Consider the following 18288-nt stretch of genomic DNA (forward strand, 5'->3'; position numbering starts at 1 on the left):
TGTTTACTTCTGGATAGCTTCATCCTGACCGCAGTCGGCGACAAACTCAACCCTTTCATTCTCAGGGAGAAGTCCGCGCCAGCCGAAATGTGATAAAGCCTGCATCCAGACATCATCCAGCCCGGCACGAATGACCAACGGTTCGCCGGTAAACGGGTGGGTGAGCGACAGCTGGCTAGCGTGCAGCATCAGTCGATTACAGCCAAAATGCTCAAGTGCGCTGCGGTTTTGGCGCAAATCACCATGCTTGCTGTCGCCTATCATCGGGTGACGAAGATGAGACATATGGCGGCGTAGCTGATGCTTACGACCTGTTTTCGGATCCAGTTCCACCAGCCCATAGCGCGTTGTTGGATAACGCCCGGTAGCCACCGGCATTTCAACCGTCGCCAGGCCGCGATAGTGGGTCACCGCCGGCTGTGGATCTTTGTTCTCGCGAGCAAACTTATCGGCGATTTTATCGAGCTCTTCCACTAACGGGTAGTCGAGCACGGCTTCATCGGTCAGCCAGCCGCGGACAATCGCGTGGTAGCGCTTTTGAATCAGATGCTGCTCAAACTGCTGGGACAAACGGCGGCCCGCTTCGCTGGAAAGCCCCATCAGCAATACGCCAGAAGTGGGCCTGTCGAGCCGATGGGCGGTAAAGACATGCTGACCAATTTGATCGCGCACGGTCTGCATCACCACCACTTTCTCATCGCGATCGAGCCAGCTGCGATGAACCAGCCAGCCGGAAGGCTTGTTGACTGCTACCAGCCATTCATCCTGATAAATAATTTCCAGCATCAGCGCGCGTCGCCCGCGAAGAAGGTATCCAGTTCACTCAGCGGAGGCAGGATAATCTCGCGCAGCGGATGGGCAGCGTCGAGCGCCATTTCATAGTATGGCGCGATGGCAAAATCTTTCGGCAGCGGCATTCCGCTATCCAGCAACTGATGCATACGTGGGATCAGTACCCATTGCAGCCACTCGAGCGGCTCCAGCGTATCCATGCAAAAAGGTTGATCGCTGGCGAAAGCGCTGTCATGCGGCGCGGTTTCTTGCCAGTGCTGATGCTGACGAAGCAGGGTTTCAATAAGCAGGAGTTGGTCGCGTAGGCTGTCGTGGCGTGTCATGGAAACCTCAGAGGAAACAAAATCGGGCGCAGGATACCATTAGTGGCTGGCGAGGAACAAAAAAAAGGGAGCACTGTAAAAACAGTGCTCCCGGTTCGTTTCGCAGCAATCCAGCTACTTTTGGTGCTCCCTGCTCGTCCGTGACAACTTTTCCTGTGGTCTCCTGACCTGTTCGTCCATAAACGGCTGCTTCCTGCATCACACCACCCCGATGTGATTTCACCCAATCCTTGAGTGTGTCCCGATCTTCCTGATCCACCAGATATCCCGTCTGGCTCTCATTCTCCGTCCTGGAGGTGTCCTTTAACGCGTTCCTGCGTGATCCTGTGCTTCATCCTGAAGCCTTTCCTTGTATCACCTTCCCGGTGTGTCCTATGAAGTGTCATCATCCTGATGTTCACTTCATTGTGCGACTCCCTGTCGACGTGGATAGAATCCCCTATTCCGCCTCGTCTTACAAGTGGCTCTCAGGAAAACACTTAAGGCTTACACGATAAGAAATCAGCAAAGATAAATTCCATTGCATTGATATATAAAAACTTTATTAGATTGCAGGGATGAGTATCCTACTCACATTCTGGCGATCTCTTACAATGCGTGTAAGAGATCTCTCACAAAGGGATGGGCAAACTGTCTTACAGAATTGGATGAAGTTGAGTCAGGAAACTCGCAAGGGAGGAGGCTAGCGGCAGGCGTTTACGCGTTCCGAGGGTTTCTTTGACCACTTCACCGGTCACGTTACACACGGAAATCACGTCCAGTTCACTGTCCAGCGTCGCAATAAACAGCGTTGGCGAAAGCTTCAGACGTTTCTGCGTCACCAGGTGACCAATCAGGTTTTCCTGTACGCGTAAGAAATCGTCGGGGCTCCACGCCTGCAGCAACGTTAGGGTTTCCCCCATAAACAGCGCTTGCATATCACCCGCATACTGGGTGGTATAATAACTGTGAATGGGTTGTTGTACCACGATACCCATAGCTCGCTCAACGCCATTTACATTTTGCTCGCCGTCAAACGGCTGTGGCTGCCAGAATACTGCGTCATCAGTGGTCGATACCTGACACGGCGACGGGATGCCATAGAGCTCCTCGCTGCGTGGCAGGCTATTGTGGTCGCGCTGCCAGGCATCGCAATAGCGTTGGGTAAAGACATGTAATGCTTCTGCAGTCTGCTGATCCACGAATTTCTCTCTTCAGGTTAGCCAGGATACACTAGATACCATAGTGTACCTGCTTTATAACGGTGAAACATGTCTTCTTATGAGAACCATCAGGCCCTCTCTGGCCTGACGCTGGGTAAAACCACAGATTACCGCGATGTCTATGACGCCAGCCTGCTTCAGGGCGTGCCGCGTAGCTTAAACCGCGATCCACTTGGCCTGCATGCTGACTCGCTGCCTTTCCATGGCGCCGATATCTGGACGTTGTACGAACTCTCCTGGCTCAACGCCAAAGGGTTGCCTCAGGTGGCCGTAGGCCATGTGGAGCTGAGCCACGAAACGGTAAATCTTGTCGAATCCAAAAGCTTTAAGCTCTACCTCAACAGCTTTAACCAGACGCGTTTTGCCAACTGGGAAGCGGTACAGGAAACGCTGGAGCGCGATCTCAGCGCCTGCGCGCAGGGCAAAGTGACCGTGGCGCTGTATCGCCTCGACGAAGTCGAAGGTCAGCCTATCGCCCATTTCCACGGTAGCTGCATCGACAACCAGGACATTGAAATTGATAGCTATCAATTCAATGCCGACTATCTCGACGGAGCCGCCGGTCAGAAAGTGGTGCAGGAAACGCTGGTCAGCCACCTGCTGAAATCCAACTGCCTTATCACTCACCAGCCAGACTGGGGTTCGGTGCAAATTCAGTATCGTGGTCCACAGATTGACCGCGAAAAGTTGCTGCGCTATTTAGTCTCTTTCCGCCACCACAATGAATTTCACGAACAGTGCGTTGAGCGCATCTTCAATGACATTCTGCGTTTCTGCGCGCCGGAAAGCCTAAGCGTTTATGCGCGCTACACCCGTCGCGGGGGGCTGGACATTAACCCATGGCGTTCGAATACCGATTTCATTCCGGCCATTGGACGTCTGGTGCGCCAGTAATCTGAACAATTTCTCAATATTGCGCACATTGTTCCGCGCCTGAGGTTGTCGTAACCGGGCCTGCGAGGCTATTGTAATCATTAAGGAAGACGATTTTCGTCCCGTAAGGAGTTCCCTTGATTACACATATTAGCCCGCTAGGCTCGATGGATATGTTGTCACAGCTGGAAGTGGACATGCTTAAGCGCACGGCCAGCAGTGACTTGTACCAACTGTTCCGCAACTGTTCACTGGCCGTACTGAATTCAGGCAGCCTGACCGATAACAGCAAAGAGCTGCTATCCCGCTTTGAAAGCTTTGACATCAACGTGCTGCGCCGCGAGCGCGGCGTCAAACTTGAATTGATCAATCCACCGGAAGAAGCTTTCGTTGACGGTCGCATCATTCGCTCGCTGCAGGCCAACCTGTTTGCCGTCCTGCGCGATATCCTGTTTGTTTACGGACAAATCCATAATTCTGTCCGTTTCCCGAATCTCGATTTAGAAAGCTCGGCCCATATCACCAACCTCGTGTTCTCGATCCTGCGTAACGCCCGCGCGCTGCACGTTGGTGAAGCACCGAGCATGGTGGTGTGCTGGGGCGGCCACTCGATCAACGAAAACGAATACCTGTACGCCCGTCGCGTCGGTAATCAGCTAGGTTTACGTGAGCTGAATATCTGCACTGGCTGTGGCCCAGGAGCGATGGAAGCACCAATGAAGGGAGCGGCGGTCGGCCACGCGCAGCAGCGCTACAAAGAAGGCCGTTTTATCGGCATGACCGAACCCTCCATCATTGCCGCTGAGCCGCCTAACCCATTGGTGAACGAGCTTATCATCATGCCAGACATCGAAAAACGTCTGGAAGCGTTCGTGCGTATTGCGCACGGCATCATTATTTTCCCAGGCGGCGTGGGCACGGCGGAAGAGCTGCTGTACCTGCTGGGTATTTTGATGAACCCGGCCAACAAAGATCAGGTACTGCCGCTGATTCTTACCGGCCCGAAAGAGAGCGCCGACTACTTCCGCGTGCTCGACGAATTCGTGGTACATACGCTGGGCGAAGGCGCACGCCGTCACTACAAAATCATCATCGATGATGAAGTGGAAGTGGCGCGGCAGATGAAAAAAGCCATGCCGCTGGTGAAAGAAAACCGCCGCGATACCGGGGATGCGTACAGTTTCAACTGGTCGATTCGTATTGCGCCCGATCTGCAGATGCCGTTTGAGCCATCGCATGAAAACATGGCAAATCTGAAGCTCTATCCAGATCAGCCGGTCGAAGTACTGGCCGCCGATCTGCGCCGGGCCTTCTCCGGTATTGTGGCAGGTAACGTAAAAGAGATGGGGATTCGTGCTATTGAAGAGTTCGGGCCTTATAAAATTCACGGCGATAAAGAGATGATGCGCCGGATGGACGAACTTCTGCAGGGCTTCGTGGCCCAGCACCGCATGAAATTACCCGGTTCCGCCTACACTCCTTGCTACGAAATCTGTGCCTAAGCATCACGCTTAGCGTTTTTCACTCCCTTCCCGGCGATATTCTTCGCCGGGATTTCCAAAACATACCGAAAAAAATCCAATTTAATTTATCGCAGCCAATCGTTTGCGTACAATGACTCACCGCACATTATCAGTGATAGTTATGATTAGGCGCTAAAAAACGCCGCTTTCTCCATTTTTATCAGCAAAAACATCGTATTTACCCCCTTCCCCATTTACCGCTCATACTGCGAATGCTAGCCTTCGCGACCATAAATTTTCGTGTAAAAGCTAATCACAGGGTAAAGACCTGCAATAACTCACTTCAAAAGTGGATTATTACATTTGCGATCATGATCACTGATACATTTACCAGTTAAATGTACATTTGCGCTCGCCAAAAACGGCGTTGGGTAAAAATCATAAAAAAACCAACGCATACGAAATTTAATATTGTGTTTATCGTTATTTTTACTTTATTTGACTAAAAAATTAGCACTTTTCCTTCCTCCAGGAGATACAGATGGAAAACACTCAAACCAGCACTATCGTCACAGCAGAATCTGCTAGCGGATGGCGCAAGACAGATACAATGTGGATGCTGGGTCTTTACGGCACTGCAATCGGTGCAGGCGTACTGTTCCTGCCGATTAACGCCGGCGTAGGCGGTATGATCCCGCTTATCATTATGGCTATCCTCGCGTTCCCGATGACCTTCTTTGCACACCGCGGCCTGACCCGCTTCGTGCTGTCCGGTAAAAACCCGGGCGAAGACATCACTGAAGTTGTTGAAGAACACTTCGGCGTTGGCGCAGGTAAACTGATTACCCTGCTCTACTTCTTCGCTATCTACCCAATTCTGTTGGTTTACAGCGTAGCAATCACCAATACCGTTGAGAGCTTCCTAGCGCACCAGCTGCATATGACGCCGCCACCGCGTGCGCTTCTGTCGCTGATTCTGATCGTCGGCATGATGACCATCGTTCGCTTCGGTGAGCAGATGATTGTGAAAGCGATGAGCATCCTGGTATTCCCATTTGTTATCGCACTGATGGTGCTGGCCCTGTACCTGATTCCTCAGTGGAGCGGTGCGGCGCTGGAAACGCTGTCCTTTAGCAGCGCAGCCTCTACCGGTAAAGGTCTGTGGATGACTCTGTGGCTGGCAATCCCAGTAATGGTGTTCTCCTTCAACCACTCACCAATCATCTCTTCCTTCGCGGTTGCTAAACGTGAAGAGTACGGCCAGGGCGCAGAGAAAAAATGCTCCTCCATTCTGGCTCGCGCTCACATCATGATGGTGCTGACCGTTATGTTCTTCGTCTTCAGCTGCGTACTGAGCCTGTCTCCAGCAGACCTGGCAGCGGCGAAAGAGCAGAACATCTCAATCCTGTCTTACCTGGCGAACCACTTTAACGCGCCGGTTATCGCATGGATGGCTCCAATCATCGCGATTATCGCTATCACCAAATCCTTCCTCGGCCACTACCTGGGCGCTCGTGAAGGCTTTAACGGGATGGTTATCAAGTCTCTGCGTGGCAAAGGCAAAACTATCGAAATCAACAAGCTGAACAAAATCACTGCAGTGTTCATGCTGGTCACCACCTGGATCGTGGCGACGCTGAACCCAAGCATCCTCGGTATGATTGAGACCCTGGGCGGCCCAATCATCGCGATGATTCTGTTCCTGATGCCGATGTATGCAATTCAGAAAGTACCGGCAATGCGTAAATACAGCGGTCACATCAGCAACGTCTTCGTTGTCCTGATGGGTCTTATCGCTATCTCCGCAATCTCCTACTCTCTGTTCAGTTAATCCCCTGCGCCCCCCCCGGGCGGCGCCNNGCCCCCCCCCGGGGGCGGCCCCACCTCGTTATACAATGGACGCCTCATGATTAGCGTATTCGATATTTTCAAAATCGGCATTGGTCCTTCCAGCTCACACACCGTCGGGCCAATGAAAGCAGGCAAACAATTCACGGACGACTTGATTGCGCGTGGGATCCTCACTGATATCACTCGCGTAGTCGTCGATGTTTACGGCTCACTCTCTCTGACCGGTAAAGGTCACCATACCGATATCGCCATCATTATGGGTCTGGCAGGAAACCTGCCGGATACGGTCGATATCGACGCCATCCCGGCGTTTATCCAGGATGTGAACACCCACGGTCGTCTGCTGCTGGCTAACGGTCAGCACGAAGTAGAGTTCCCGGTTGACCAGTGCATGAACTTCCATACTGACAACCTGTCTCTGCACGAAAACGGCATGCGCATCACCGCTCTGGCGGGCGATAAAGCGGTTTACAGCAAAACCTATTATTCCATCGGCGGTGGCTTTATTGTCGATGAAGAGCACTTTGGTCAGCAGTCTGAAGCGCCGGTAGCCGTACCGTATCCGTACAAAAACGCCGCAGACCTGCAGCGTCATTGTCAGGAAACCGGGCTGTCTCTGTCTGGCCTGATGATGCAAAACGAACTCGCACTGCACAGCAAAGAAGAGCTGGAAAAGCACTTCGCCGACGTCTGGGCAGTGATGAAAGGGGGTATCGATCACGGTACTACCACCGAAGGCGTACTGCCGGGCAAACTGCGCGTACCGCGCCGCGCCGCCGCGCTGCGTCGTATGCTGGTTAGCCAGGATAAAGTGAACAGCGACCCGATGGCGGTGGTTGACTGGATCAACATGTTCGCGCTGGCGGTCAACGAAGAAAACGCCGCTGGCGGACGCGTTGTTACCGCACCAACCAACGGTGCCTGCGGTATCGTTCCAGCGGTGCTGGCCTACTACGACAAGTTTATCCGTGAAGTGAATGCCAACTCTCTGGCTCGCTATATGCTGGTTACCAGCGCTATTGGCTCACTGTACAAGATGAACGCCTCTATCTCTGGCGCAGAAGTCGGCTGTCAGGGTGAAGTCGGCGTCGCCTGCTCGATGGCAGCAGCCGGTCTGGCTGAGCTTCTGGGCGGCAGCCCAGCGCAGGTCTGTATCGCTGCGGAAATCGGCATGGAACATAACCTCGGTCTGACCTGCGACCCGGTGGCCGGTCAGGTTCAGGTACCGTGTATCGAACGTAACGCGATAGCTTCCGTGAAAGCGGTAAACGCAGCACGTATGGCGCTGCGCCGCACCAGCGAGCCGCGCGTCTGCCTCGATAAAGTTATCGAAACCATGTACGAAACCGGCAAAGACATGAACGCTAAATACCGCGAAACTTCTCGCGGCGGTTTAGCGATGAAAGTGTCCTGCGATTAAGTCTCTCCCCAGAGGCCTCGTTTTGCGGGGCCTCTTCCCGTTTTGCCCCCAGCCAATAGCCTCACCCATCCTTGAATGTTACCCTTAGCACCTATTCAGTTAAGGAGAACACCGCGTGGCCGTTCATTTGCTCATCGTTGACGCGCTCAACTTAATCCGCCGTATTCACGCCGTTCAGGGTTCACCCTGCGTGGAGACCTGCCAGCACGCATTAGATCTGCTGATTGTTCACAGCCAGCCTACGCATGCGGTGGCGGTATTCGACGATGAGGCCCGCAACAGCGGCTGGCGACACCAGCGTCTCCCGGACTATAAAGCCGGGCGTGCGCCCATGCCTGACGAGCTACATGCGGAAATGCCCGCCCTGCGCGCGGCATTCGAACAGCGCGGCGTGCAGTGCTGGGTTTCAACCGGTAATGAAGCCGACGATTTAGCCGCCACGCTGGCGGTGAAAGTCACCCAAGCGGGGCATCAGGCAACCATCGTTTCCACTGACAAAGGCTACTGCCAGCTGCTGTCGCCGACGCTGCAAATCCGCGACTATTTTCAAAAACGCTGGCTGGACTCCCCGTTTATTGAAAAAGAGTTTGGCGTGCTGCCACAGCAGCTTCCCGATTTCTGGGGGCTGGCGGGAATAAGCAGTTCAAAAGTCCCCGGCGTGGCGGGTATCGGTGCCAAAAGCGCCACCCAGCTGTTGGTGCAGTTTGGTACGCTGGAAGCGCTGTATGAACGCTTAGAGGAAGTGCCCGAGAAGTGGCGTAAGAAGCTTGAGGAGCATCGGGAAATGGCATTTTTATGCCGGGATATCGCTCGCCTGCAAACCGATTTACACATCGACGGCAATTTGCAGCAGCTGAGGCTGTCGCGTCCGGCCTGAAAAGCATAGAGCCATCAGGCAAGCTGATGGCTCTATATTGCTCGATGGCGCTAAAACATCTTCGCTGACCGAAATTATCTACGTCTTAAGCTGACGACAATGCCAAACCAACTAGCGCTCGTCGCGACGACCGCCTACCGCCGCCCACAGGCGACGAACGTGAACGGTCACCTCTTCGCGATCGTGGTACAGCTGACGCGCCTGGATCTGCGCGTTAATGCCGTGCTCGTCAAGCTTCTCCTGAATGTATGCCAGGTTGTGCGACAGCTCTTCGTAGCGTTTTTTCATCGGTAGCTTCAGGTTAAAGATGGTCTCACGACACCAGCCGTTGACCAGCCATTCTGCCATCAGTGCAGCCACCTTCGCCGGACGCTCAACCATATCGCACACCATCCATGAGATGTTGTTGCGAGTTGGGCGATAGCGGAAACCATCTTCACGCAGCCAGGTGACCTGGCCGGTGTCCATCAGGCTTTGCGCCATCGGGCCGTTATCGACGGAAGAGACCCACATGTTGCGTTTGACCAACTGATAGGTCCAACCGCCAGGACAGGCACCCAGATCGACCGCGTACATCCCGTTAGCCAAACGCTCATCCCACTCATCGGCAGGAATAAAGACGTGGAACGCCTCTTCCAGCTTGAGCGTCGAGCGGCTTGGCGCGTCGGATGGGAACTTCAGACGCGGGATCCCCATATAGAACGGCGAGTTGTTGGTGCTGTAGGAATAACCGGTGTAGCAGCAGCCCGGAGCAATAAAGAACACATGCACAACCGGACGTTTTGTCGTCTCGTACGCAGCCAGCACCTTCACTTCACGCAGCGCCGAGCGCAGCGGCACGGTGAGCTTACGGCAGAACTTCATCAGCTCTTTGCTTTCGTTGGTGTCAGCCACTTCGACACGCAGATCGCCGCCCTTTTCCACCACGCCTTGCAGCATGCCGACGATAGGCGTCACGCGGTCTTCCGGCGGCAGATCTTTTAACAGCTCGCCCACCACAATCATCTGACGAGCAAACACCAGCGAACTGAACGGCAGTTCACGCGCCAGCTTGTCGGCATCGCCTTCCTGGTAGCATTCGAAAATCACGTAGCCCGAGTTATCTTTGACGCGCGCAAAGCCAAACACCTCACGACGCCCGGCTTTGTCGGTAATCTCCGCTGCGCACTCTTTCTCAAACCCAGGGCGGCAATACAGCGCAACCTTATTCATGAACAACACCCTTACGTTTAAGTCGAATAGCACCAATCAACATCAAAACCCAACCGGCGAGGAAGCTCACGCCACCAACCGGGGTAACAAACGCCCACAGGCGAAGATGAGAGAGCGCCAGGCAGTACAGGCTACCGCTAAACAGTACGGTACCCAACGCCATAAACACGCTGCTCCAGTAGAACCAAATACTAATGCGACGCTGCATAGCAACGGCAAGGCCAAAAATCGCCAGAGTGTGAAATGCCTGGTACTCCAGACCGGTCTGGATCCACCCCATCTCAACGACGCCTAACGTTTTGCTCAGCACGTGCGCGCCAAATGCGCCCAGAGCAACAAAGATAAAGCCACTGATTGCGGCGAATATCAGCATAAAACGGCTGGTCATGGTATTACCCTAAATTCATTTATTGATCGTAACGAAAACGAAAAGTTTCTTGCTCATGAGCCGCTTTCGACAGAATCCACTGACGAAAGGCCGCTATTTTACCCAGTTCTGCCTGACTGTCATGACAAACCAGATAAAAAGCATTTTTGCTAACGAGGACATCATTGAACGGACACACCAAACGGCCCGCTTCAATTTCAGATTGCGCCATGACGTTATTCGCCAGCGCAACGCCCTGTCCATGGATGGCAGCCTGTAGCACCATTGCGCTATGGCTGAAAATAGGTCCCTGCTGTACGTTGATGTGGGCAAGCCCGAGCTGGCGCGTATACGTTTGCCAGTCGCGACGAGAAGCATCGTGCAGCAGCGTATGCTTCGCCAAATCAGCGGGCGTTTTCAACGCTTTTTCACCGGTGAGTAGCAGCGGAGAACAGACGGGGAGTAAATACTCAGCGTACAGTTTTTCCACCCGCAGCCCCGGCCAGTTGCCGCGGCCATAAAAAATGGCAACGTCGACATCGTCCGCGAGCTTGTCTTCCTGACGGTCAACGGCCTGGATTCTGACGTCAATTCCCGGATAAGCTGAGTTAAAGCTTGAGAGGCGCGGCACCAGCCACTGGATAGCAAAACTGGGCAATAAACTCACGGTCAACGCCCCTTTCGCGCTCCGTGCCTGTAGTTTACGCGTAGCCTCAGTTAATTGCGAAAAGATCTCTTTAATATCCTGAAAATAGCTCTGTCCCTCTTCCGTTAAAAGCAGGGATCGGTTACGCCGCCGAAACAGCTTTAACCCCAAAAAATCCTCAAGTGACTTGATTTGGTGGCTTACTGCGGCCTGCGTCACAAAAAGCTCATCGGCCGCGCGCGTGAAGCTTAAATGGCGTGCGGCTGCATCAAATACACGTAATGCATTAAGAGGTGGCAAACGTTTTGACATAGTCCCAGAACTCAATTGTTAATTAATTTTAACAAACAGGCAACACCAGTTAACCTATTAGTTTTTTTTATCTGAGACATTATAATTTGTCCGTTGAGCTTCTACCAGCAAATACCTATCATGGCGGCACTTCCTGAGCCGGAACGAAAAGCTTTTTTCGGAATGCGTGTTCTGAACTGCTTTTGGCTTACGGTTGTGATGTTGTGTTGTTGTGTTTGCAATTGGTCTGCAATTCAGATCACGGTAGCAAGGCTACCCTTTTTCACTTCCTGTACATTTACCCTGTCTGTCCATAGTGATTAATGTAGCACCGCCAACTTGCGGTGCTTTTTTTTGCCTCGATTTCCCCCTCATTCATCGTCAAAGTTGAAAGCCAACGAAAATTGCGCGACGATCTCCTTATCGACATGAGGAATTCCATGAACGCGTTCTCCCCCGCGCAGTTTCGCGCACAGTTTCCCGCCCTGCACGATGCTGGGGTTTACCTTGATAGCGCAGCCACCGCGTTAAAACCGCAGGCCGTTATCGAGGCGACAAATCACTTTTACTCGCTCAGCGCGGGTAACGTTCACCGCAGCCAGTTCGCCGAGACGCAGCGTTTAACCGAACGCTACGAAGCCGCCCGCGACCAGGTTGCACGTTTACTCAATGCGCCAAGCGGGAAAGATATCGTCTGGACGCGCGGCACCACCGAAGCCATCAATATGATGGCGCAGTGCTACGCCCGTCCGCGGCTACAGCCGGGCGATGAGATTATCGTCAGCGTTGCCGAGCACCACGCTAACCTGGTTCCGTGGCTGATGGTTGCCGAACAAACCGGGGCGAAAATCGTCCCGCTACCGCTCGGCGCAGATCGCTTGCCTGACGTTGCGCAACTCACCACGCTGATAACCCCACGCAGCCGTATTCTGGCGCTCGGGCAAATGTCCAACGTCACCGGCGGATGTCCGGATCTGGCCCGCGCTATTGCACTTGCCCATCAGGCCGGAATGGTGGTCATGGTCGACGGTGCGCAGGGCGCGGTCCATTTCCCTGCGGATGTTCAGGCATTGGATATCGATTTTTACGCGTTCTCCGGCCATAAGCTCTACGGACCAACCGGCATCGGCGCGCTGTATGGCAAAAGCGAGCTGCTGAATGCCATGACCCCGTGGTTAGGCGGCGGGAAGATGATCAGTGAAGTGACGTTTGACGGTTTTACCACCCAGCCGGTGCCGTACCGTCTGGAAGCCGGTACGCCGAACGTCGCGGGCGTTATTGGCCTGAGCGCGGCGCTGGAATGGCTGGCGGAGATCGATATCCAGCAGGCCGAATCCTGGAGCCGGGGGCTGGCGACGCTGGCAGAAGACGAGCTGGCGAAACGCCCAGGCTTCCGATCATTCCGCTGTCAGGACTCCAGCCTGCTGGCCTTCGATTTTGCCGGGGTACACCACAGCGATATGGTCACGCTACTGGCGGAATACGGCATTGCCCTGCGCGCCGGTCAACACTGCGCGCAGCCGCTGCTGGCGGCATTAGGCGTGAGCGGCACGCTGCGCGCCTCATTCGCACCTTATAATACGCAGGACGACGTCCTCGCGCTGGTCAGCGCCGTTGACCGTGCGCTCGAACTTCTGGTGGATTAATGACAACAACGTTAAAAGCCGAACATCCGTTTGGCACCGTGATAACGCCTGAAGCGTTGCGCCAACAGTTTGCCGCGCTTTCGCAATGGGAAGATAAATACCGCCAGTTGATCCTGCTCGGTAAAAAAATGCCGTCGCTGACGGATGAGCTCAAAGCACAGGCGCAGGAAATCCCGGGCTGTGAAAATCGCGTCTGGCTGGGTTATACGCAGGAGGCAAACGGTGCGCTGCACTTCTTTGGCGATAGCGAAGGGAGAATTGTGCGCGGCCTGCTGGCCGTGCTGCTAACCGCGGTGGAAGGCAAGCAACCGGCGGAGATTCTGGCAGCCGAGCCGCTGGCGCTGCTTGATGAGCTAGGGCTTCGCGGTCAGCTTAGCGCCTCGCGCAGTCAGGGCCTGGCGGCCCTGAGCGAAGCAATGACGGAAGCTGCCCGTCAGGCGCTGGCCTGACGATCCGCTTTTGCCATCATCTTTTTCAATGCATGGGATACCGCGACAAAGCCGAAAGTCGCGGTAACCATCGTCGCCGCGCCAAAGCCGGACGCACAGTCCATGCGCTTTGGCCCTTCCGCCGTACTCTTCATTGCACACACCGAACCGTCGGATTGCGGATAGACCAGCGCTTCGGTGGAGAATACGCAATCGATGCCCAGCTTGCCTTTACTGTTCTTCACCACGCCGAAGTCGCTTTTCAGCCGCTCACGCAGCTTCGCCGCCAGCGGATCCTGAATGGTTTTCGCCAGATCGCTAACCTGAATCTGCGTCGGGTCAATTTGCCCGCCCGCCCCGCCGGTGGTGATCAGCGGCACTTTATAACGACGGCAGTAGGCGATGAGCGCCGCTTTCGGGCGTACGCTATCAATCGCGTCGACCACATAGCTGTAGCCCACGCCCATATATTCAGCCACGTTATCAGGCGTGACGAAATCGTCGATTACCGTGACGCGGCACTCGGGGTTAATCTGTCGGATACGCTCGGCCATCACCTCGGCTTTCGCCAGCCCAACGTTGCCACCCAGGGCATGAATCTGGCGGTTGGTATTGGTGACGCACACGTCGTCCATATCAATCAGCGTGATGGCGCCGATGCCGGTACGCGCTAGCGCTTCCGCCGCCCAGCTGCCGACGCCACCAATTCCCACTACGCAAACGTGCGCCTCGGCAAAAACCTGAAGGGCTTTTTCACCGTATAAACGCGCCGTGCCGCCAAAACGCTGACGCCAGGCGTCACTGATAACAGACATAAAACCTCAAATTTCTTCATTAATGCATCCCCGGCGCTGGCGCCATCGCGCTGGCCGGGGAGATCACGGACTTAGCCGCTAAAAACATTACCCGTGTTGCTTGCCGTCTTCAGCACCCACACGCGTCCGTAGTGATTATACCAGCCCGCGCGATGCCCGGCATCCGCACCGATACCCTGGTAGATATCAAAGTGCTGGCCCTTAATCGCACCGCCCACGTCCAGCGCGACCATCAGACGGAGCTCATACTGGCCGTTAAACTTACCGTTATTATCCAGCTGCGGCACTTCCGCTAACAGCGTGGTACCCGGTGGAATAATGCTGCGATCGGAAGCCACCGATGCACGACCAATCAGCGGCACGGCGCTCGCGCCTTTCACCGGCGCGAAAGACTGCGGTTTAAAGAAGACGAATGACGGGTTCTGCTCCAGCAGCTCACGGACTTCCGCTTCGCTGTGGGTTTCGCCCCAGTGGCGAATCGCCTGCATCGACATATCTTCACGCTTCACTTCGCCGCGATCGATAAGCACTTTACCGATGCTTTTATATGCCCAACCGTTTTTCCCGGCATAGCTAAAGAAGTTCAGCGGTGAACCATCACCAAAATCTATGTATCCGCTACCCTGCACATCCATGATGAAGTTATCCATCAGCGAGTTGCTGTAGGCCAGCACGTAGTTATCGCTCAGCTCGCCGGCATAAATCCCGGCGCGGGATGGCAGCTTGCCGCGCTTCGGCGGCATGCGGTAAAGCGGGTACTGGAATTCGCCCTGGCGGGTATGGCGCGCTTGCACAACCGGCGTGTAGTAGCCGGTGAACTGGACGTTGCCGTAGTTATCGGTGCCTTCCATCTGCCAGGCGTCAAGGCCGTACTGGCGCATGGTGCGTGTGTCGCCGCCGGAGAGCAGCCACTGCTGCACTGCGCTATAAAGGTTGCTCTGGTTGCCGTACAGGCGCGGAGAGGCATTACGAATCTGGTTCACCTGCTCGGCAAAGTCACCGGCATTAATCGGGGCGCCGACGGCGTCAGGTTGATTGACCAGTGAGAAAGGCTGGGTGAATTTCCCGTCTTTATACTGTTGACCGCGATCGGTCGGTTTTGACGAACAGGCTGCCAGCATCGCCAGCATTGCCCCGGTAGCTACATACTTAACCCAACGTCCTTTCATGGTATCTTCTATTTTCCGCATAATCGAAAGTGCACGCTGAAGATAACAAACCGCCAGGGGTATTGAAATGCGATTACGCCGGCTTGCAATAATTTTGTACAAAAAATAAGCCATTCGTGTCATAGACATAGGTGCTATAAAAAAATGAGTGATTTATCGCAAAAATGAGTTGCAACAAAAGCTCAGCAGAGTATAGTGCGCATCCACGGACGCGGGGTGGAGCAGCCTGGTAGCTCGTCGGGCTCATAACCCGAAGGTCGTCGGTTCAAATCCGGCCCCCGCAACCAATTAAAAGAAGTGAAAATCAGAAGCAACGTTACTCGATGGAAGAGTAATGACGGACGCGGGGTGGAGCAGCCTGGTAGCTCGTCGGGCTCATAACCCGAAGGTCGTCGGTTCAAATCCGGCCCCCGCAACCAATTACAATCTGATGCAAGTTTACTCGATGGAAGAGTAAAGACGGACGCGGGGTGGAGCAGCCTGGTAGCTCGTCGGGCTCATAACCCGAAGGTCGTCGGTTCAAATCCGGCCCCCGCAACCAATTAAAATGACACCCACTTGGGTGTTTTTTTTTTGCCTGTCATAAACCGCTAGCGCCACTCCAGAGAATGGCGCATCATCGCCGCTACGGCTCCTGATGTTCCCGCATAATCGTATAAATCTTTTCGATATCAATATGCTGACGCATAGACTCCGCCAGGATATCAAACTGCTGCGCCTTGTAGTGCGCGTAGTGAAAGTCGCTATCCAGCGCCGCTAGCCCTTTGCGTTCGCGTAAGCCGTTGACCAGCGCGCGGGTAAACGCATCGCTATCAAACAGGCCATGAAGATAGGTGCCAAATACCAGGCCATTTTCACTGACTGCGCCATCTGCGGTGTACTGCCCATTCTTACAAAGCTGCATCAACGGGCGAACGCCGTCCAGCAGCGTCGTCTCTCCCATATGAATTTCATAGCCGCGTAGCGCCATCCCGGACACGGCTGCCAGCCAGACCGGCAGCGCATCAGCCAGCGTGGCCGTCGCCTGAGTGGTGGTCTTGGTCGGCGCAAAGCGGGTCACGGTATTGAGTAAACCTAATCCCGGCAGCGTCCCTAACCCGGATTCCACTTCGTCAATCAGCGTATCACCCAGCATCTGATAACCACCGCAAATCCCCAGCACAGGCACGCCCTGCCGCTGTGCCTGCAAAATACCGTGCGCGAGCGCGTTCTCCTGAAGCCACAGCAGGTCGCCGAGGGTATTTTTGCTACCCGGCAGGATAATCATATCGGCCCCGGCCAGATCGTCGGCGTGGCGGACATAGCGAACGCGAACATCCGGCTGCGCGGCTAAGGCATTAAAATCGGTGAAATTGGAAATATGCGGCAGCTGTACCACGGCAATATCTATCTCACGCTGGCTTGCGCCACGGTATTTGCCTTTTTGCAGCGCCACGCCGTCCTCATCTTCAAGGTCGACCTCCAGCCACGGCATCACCCCCAGCACCGGCACACCGGTTAAGGCCTCTATTTGTTCGATGCCGGAATAGAGCAGCGCTACATCGCCGCGAAACTTATTGATGATAACGCCTTTTACCCGCGCCCTCTCATGGTCGTGAAGCAGCGCCAGCGTGCCATAGATGGATGCGAAAACACCGCCGCGATCGATATCCGCCACCAGTACGACCGGGCACTGCGCCATCTCGGCCATGCCCATATTGACGATATCGCGGTCGCGCAGGTTGATTTCCGCCGGGCTACCCGCCCCCTCCAGCACCAGCACGTCGTACTCGCGCGCCAGGCTTTGGTAGACCTCAAGGATTTGTTCGCGCAGGCGCGGCTTATATTCGTGATAGCTGACGGCGTCCATGTTGGTCGCCACCTCGCCCATCAATACAATCTGCGCTTTACGGTCGCTGGTTGGTTTGAGCAGAATCGGGTTCATGCGCACATCAGGCGTAATTCCGGCGGCCTCGGCCTGAAAGATTTGCGCCCGCCCCATCTCTTTGCCATCCGGGGTAATTCCGGAGTTGAGCGCCATATTCTGCGATTTAAACGGCGCGGTGCGCAGGCCATCCTGATAAAAAATCCGGCACAGCCCCGCCACCAGCATACTTTTGCCGACGTCGGATGCAGTGCCCTGCAGCATAATGGCCTGGGTCATACGGTTCCTTTTTCACGCATACGGCGGAAAAACTCCGCCTCGGTTTTACACAGCGGCAGCCCAAGCTCCGCATGCAGCTTGACCAGCCACGGCTGGCTCAATCCCGCCTGTTCAATCAGCTCGCGCTGGGCAAAGACCTCTCCCGGCGTCCCCGCCGCCAGCACTTCGCCCCGGCGCAGCACATAGACCGCGTCGCTGACTTCATAAATCAAATCAATATCGTGGCTGGAAATTACCACATGATTGCCCTGCGCGACGATACGTTTGATGATGTCAATCATCTGCGTCCGCCCGGAAGGGTCCAGCCCCGCCGTCGGCTCATCCAGCAGCAGATAGCGCGCTCGCAGCACCAGCGCCCCGGCAATCGCCACGCGTTTTTTCTGCCCGTGACTCAGGCATTGAATCGGCTGCTGACGAAAATGCTGGGCATCGACCAGCGTCAAAGCCTCATCGATGCGCCGCGCGATCTCATCCTCCGCCACGCCCAGATTGCGCAGGCTGAAGGCGATATCGCTATCAATATCGGTATAAAAGATTTGCTGATCTGGGTCCTGAAACACCGTGGTCACCTGCTGACGCAGCGCCAGCAGTCCGCGTTTGCTGTAATCCAGTGGTTTCCCTTGCCACAGCACCGCCCCCGGCGGCGGCCGCCGCAGGCCGCGGAGGGTGATAAAAAGCGTCGATTTTACCAACCCGTTGGCCCCCCCCCCCCCCGGGGCGGCGGGCGCCCCCCCCGGGGGGGGGGGGGGGGGGGGGGGGGGGGGGGGGGG

General features: G+C 55.1%; 17 protein-coding genes and 3 tRNA genes. 10 read left to right on the forward strand and 10 right to left on the reverse strand.

Annotation, left to right across the window (positions count from 1 at the left end; all coding sequences use genetic code 11):
- Positions 1-3 precede the first annotated feature (3 nt).
- The 3 genes from truC to syd form a co-directional block, all read right to left on the reverse strand.
- Positions 4-786 carry a tRNA pseudouridine(65) synthase TruC gene (gene truC, locus LZ634_RS12220; protein ID WP_234505361.1) on the reverse strand — a complete coding sequence of 261 codons (783 nt, stop codon included), beginning with the start codon at positions 784-786 and terminating at the stop codon, positions 4-6.
- Complete coding sequence (locus tag LZ634_RS12225) at positions 786-1115, reverse strand: YqcC family protein (RefSeq protein WP_234505363.1); 330 nt, start codon at positions 1113-1115, stop codon at positions 786-788. Before LZ634_RS12225 ends, truC begins: the two co-directional genes overlap by 1 nt.
- Positions 1116-1750: 635 nt before the next feature.
- The gene (syd, locus tag LZ634_RS12230; RefSeq protein WP_234505365.1) at positions 1751-2296 is read right to left on the reverse strand and encodes a SecY-interacting protein; all 546 of its coding nucleotides are present in this window, start codon (positions 2294-2296) and stop codon (positions 1751-1753) included.
- 69 nt (positions 2297-2365) lie between these two features.
- Between syd and queF the strand changes: the two genes are divergently transcribed.
- The 5 genes from queF to xni all read left to right on the forward strand — a co-directional run bounded on the left by queF (position 2366) and on the right by xni (position 8801).
- Positions 2366-3211 carry an NADPH-dependent 7-cyano-7-deazaguanine reductase QueF gene (gene queF, locus LZ634_RS12235; RefSeq protein WP_234505367.1) on the forward strand — a complete coding sequence of 282 codons (846 nt, stop codon included), beginning with the start codon at positions 2366-2368 and terminating at the stop codon, positions 3209-3211.
- A 116-nt stretch (positions 3212-3327) separates the two neighbouring features.
- A complete protein-coding gene (gene ppnN / locus LZ634_RS12240) occupies positions 3328-4692 on the forward strand; it encodes a nucleotide 5'-monophosphate nucleosidase PpnN (protein WP_234505369.1) in 1365 nt (454 codons plus the stop codon).
- A gap of 502 nt (positions 4693-5194) precedes the next feature.
- Positions 5195-6484, forward strand: coding sequence for an HAAAP family serine/threonine permease (locus LZ634_RS12245; RefSeq protein WP_234505370.1), 1290 nt, complete (start codon positions 5195-5197; stop codon positions 6482-6484).
- 75 nt (positions 6485-6559) lie between these two features.
- The gene (locus tag LZ634_RS12250) at positions 6560-7924 is read left to right on the forward strand and encodes an L-serine ammonia-lyase (RefSeq protein WP_234505372.1); all 1365 of its coding nucleotides are present in this window, start codon (positions 6560-6562) and stop codon (positions 7922-7924) included.
- Between the two features lie 115 nt (positions 7925-8039).
- Entirely contained in the window at positions 8040-8801 is a 762-nt protein-coding gene (gene xni, locus LZ634_RS12255) for a flap endonuclease Xni (protein WP_234505374.1), read from the forward strand.
- Between the two features lie 111 nt (positions 8802-8912).
- Here xni and rlmM read toward each other — a convergent pair whose 3' ends face one another.
- The 3 genes from rlmM to gcvA are packed head-to-tail and all read right to left on the reverse strand — an operon-like array spanning position 8913 to position 11338.
- A complete protein-coding gene (gene rlmM, locus LZ634_RS12260; RefSeq protein WP_234505376.1) occupies positions 8913-10013 on the reverse strand; it encodes a 23S rRNA (cytidine(2498)-2'-O)-methyltransferase RlmM in 1101 nt (366 codons plus the stop codon).
- A complete protein-coding gene (locus tag LZ634_RS12265) occupies positions 10006-10401 on the reverse strand; it encodes a DUF423 domain-containing protein (RefSeq protein ID WP_234505378.1) in 396 nt (131 codons plus the stop codon). Before LZ634_RS12265 ends, rlmM begins: the two co-directional genes overlap by 8 nt.
- A 19-nt stretch (positions 10402-10420) precedes the next feature.
- The gene (gene gcvA / locus LZ634_RS12270; protein ID WP_234505381.1) at positions 10421-11338 is read right to left on the reverse strand and encodes a glycine cleavage system transcriptional regulator GcvA; all 918 of its coding nucleotides are present in this window, start codon (positions 11336-11338) and stop codon (positions 10421-10423) included.
- Between the two features lie 419 nt (positions 11339-11757).
- Here gcvA and csdA point away from each other — a divergent pair, with 419 nt between their 5' ends.
- Positions 11758-12963: a cysteine desulfurase CsdA gene (gene csdA / locus LZ634_RS12275; protein WP_234505383.1), complete on the forward strand. Its 1206-nt coding sequence runs from the start codon at positions 11758-11760 to the stop codon at positions 12961-12963.
- Complete coding sequence (csdE, locus tag LZ634_RS12280) at positions 12963-13412, forward strand: cysteine desulfurase sulfur acceptor subunit CsdE (protein ID WP_234505385.1); 450 nt, start codon at positions 12963-12965, stop codon at positions 13410-13412. The genes csdA and csdE overlap by 1 nt, the downstream gene beginning before the upstream one ends.
- Here the strand turns inward: csdE and tcdA are convergent.
- Both tcdA and mltA read right to left on the reverse strand, forming a co-directional pair.
- Positions 13397-14206, reverse strand: a complete 810-nt coding sequence (gene tcdA / locus LZ634_RS12285; protein WP_234505387.1) for a tRNA cyclic N6-threonylcarbamoyladenosine(37) synthase TcdA — start codon at positions 14204-14206, stop codon at positions 13397-13399. The two genes, csdE and tcdA, sit on opposite strands and share 16 nt — an antisense overlap.
- A gap of 71 nt (positions 14207-14277) precedes the next feature.
- Entirely contained in the window at positions 14278-15375 is a 1098-nt protein-coding gene (mltA, locus tag LZ634_RS12290) for a murein transglycosylase A (RefSeq protein WP_234505390.1), read from the reverse strand.
- Positions 15376-15585: 210 nt separating this feature from the next.
- On the opposite strand from mltA, the gene LZ634_RS12295 reads away from it, so the two are divergent.
- The 3 genes from LZ634_RS12295 (at position 15586) to LZ634_RS12305 (ending at position 15916) form a co-directional block, all read left to right on the forward strand.
- A tRNA-Met gene (locus LZ634_RS12295) sits at positions 15586-15662 on the forward strand.
- Between the two features lie 55 nt (positions 15663-15717).
- Positions 15718-15794: transfer RNA gene (locus LZ634_RS12300), tRNA-Met, on the forward strand.
- Positions 15795-15839: 45 nt separating this feature from the next.
- Positions 15840-15916 (forward strand) — tRNA-Met (locus tag LZ634_RS12305).
- Between the two features lie 84 nt (positions 15917-16000).
- On the opposite strand, the gene LZ634_RS12310 is transcribed toward LZ634_RS12305, so the two are convergent.
- Positions 16001-17518: a cobyric acid synthase gene (locus LZ634_RS12310; protein WP_234505392.1), complete on the reverse strand. Its 1518-nt coding sequence runs from the start codon at positions 17516-17518 to the stop codon at positions 16001-16003.
- Positions 17515-18288: ATP-binding cassette domain-containing protein (locus LZ634_RS12315; protein ID WP_414467739.1), on the reverse strand; the 774-nt coding region annotated here is incomplete at its 5' end. The genes LZ634_RS12310 and LZ634_RS12315, both read right to left, overlap by 4 nt.

The sequence above is a fragment of the Kluyvera intermedia genome (genome assembly GCF_021440345.1).
In the GTDB taxonomy this organism is placed as follows: Bacteria; Pseudomonadota; Gammaproteobacteria; order Enterobacterales; family Enterobacteriaceae; genus Kluyvera; species Kluyvera intermedia_A.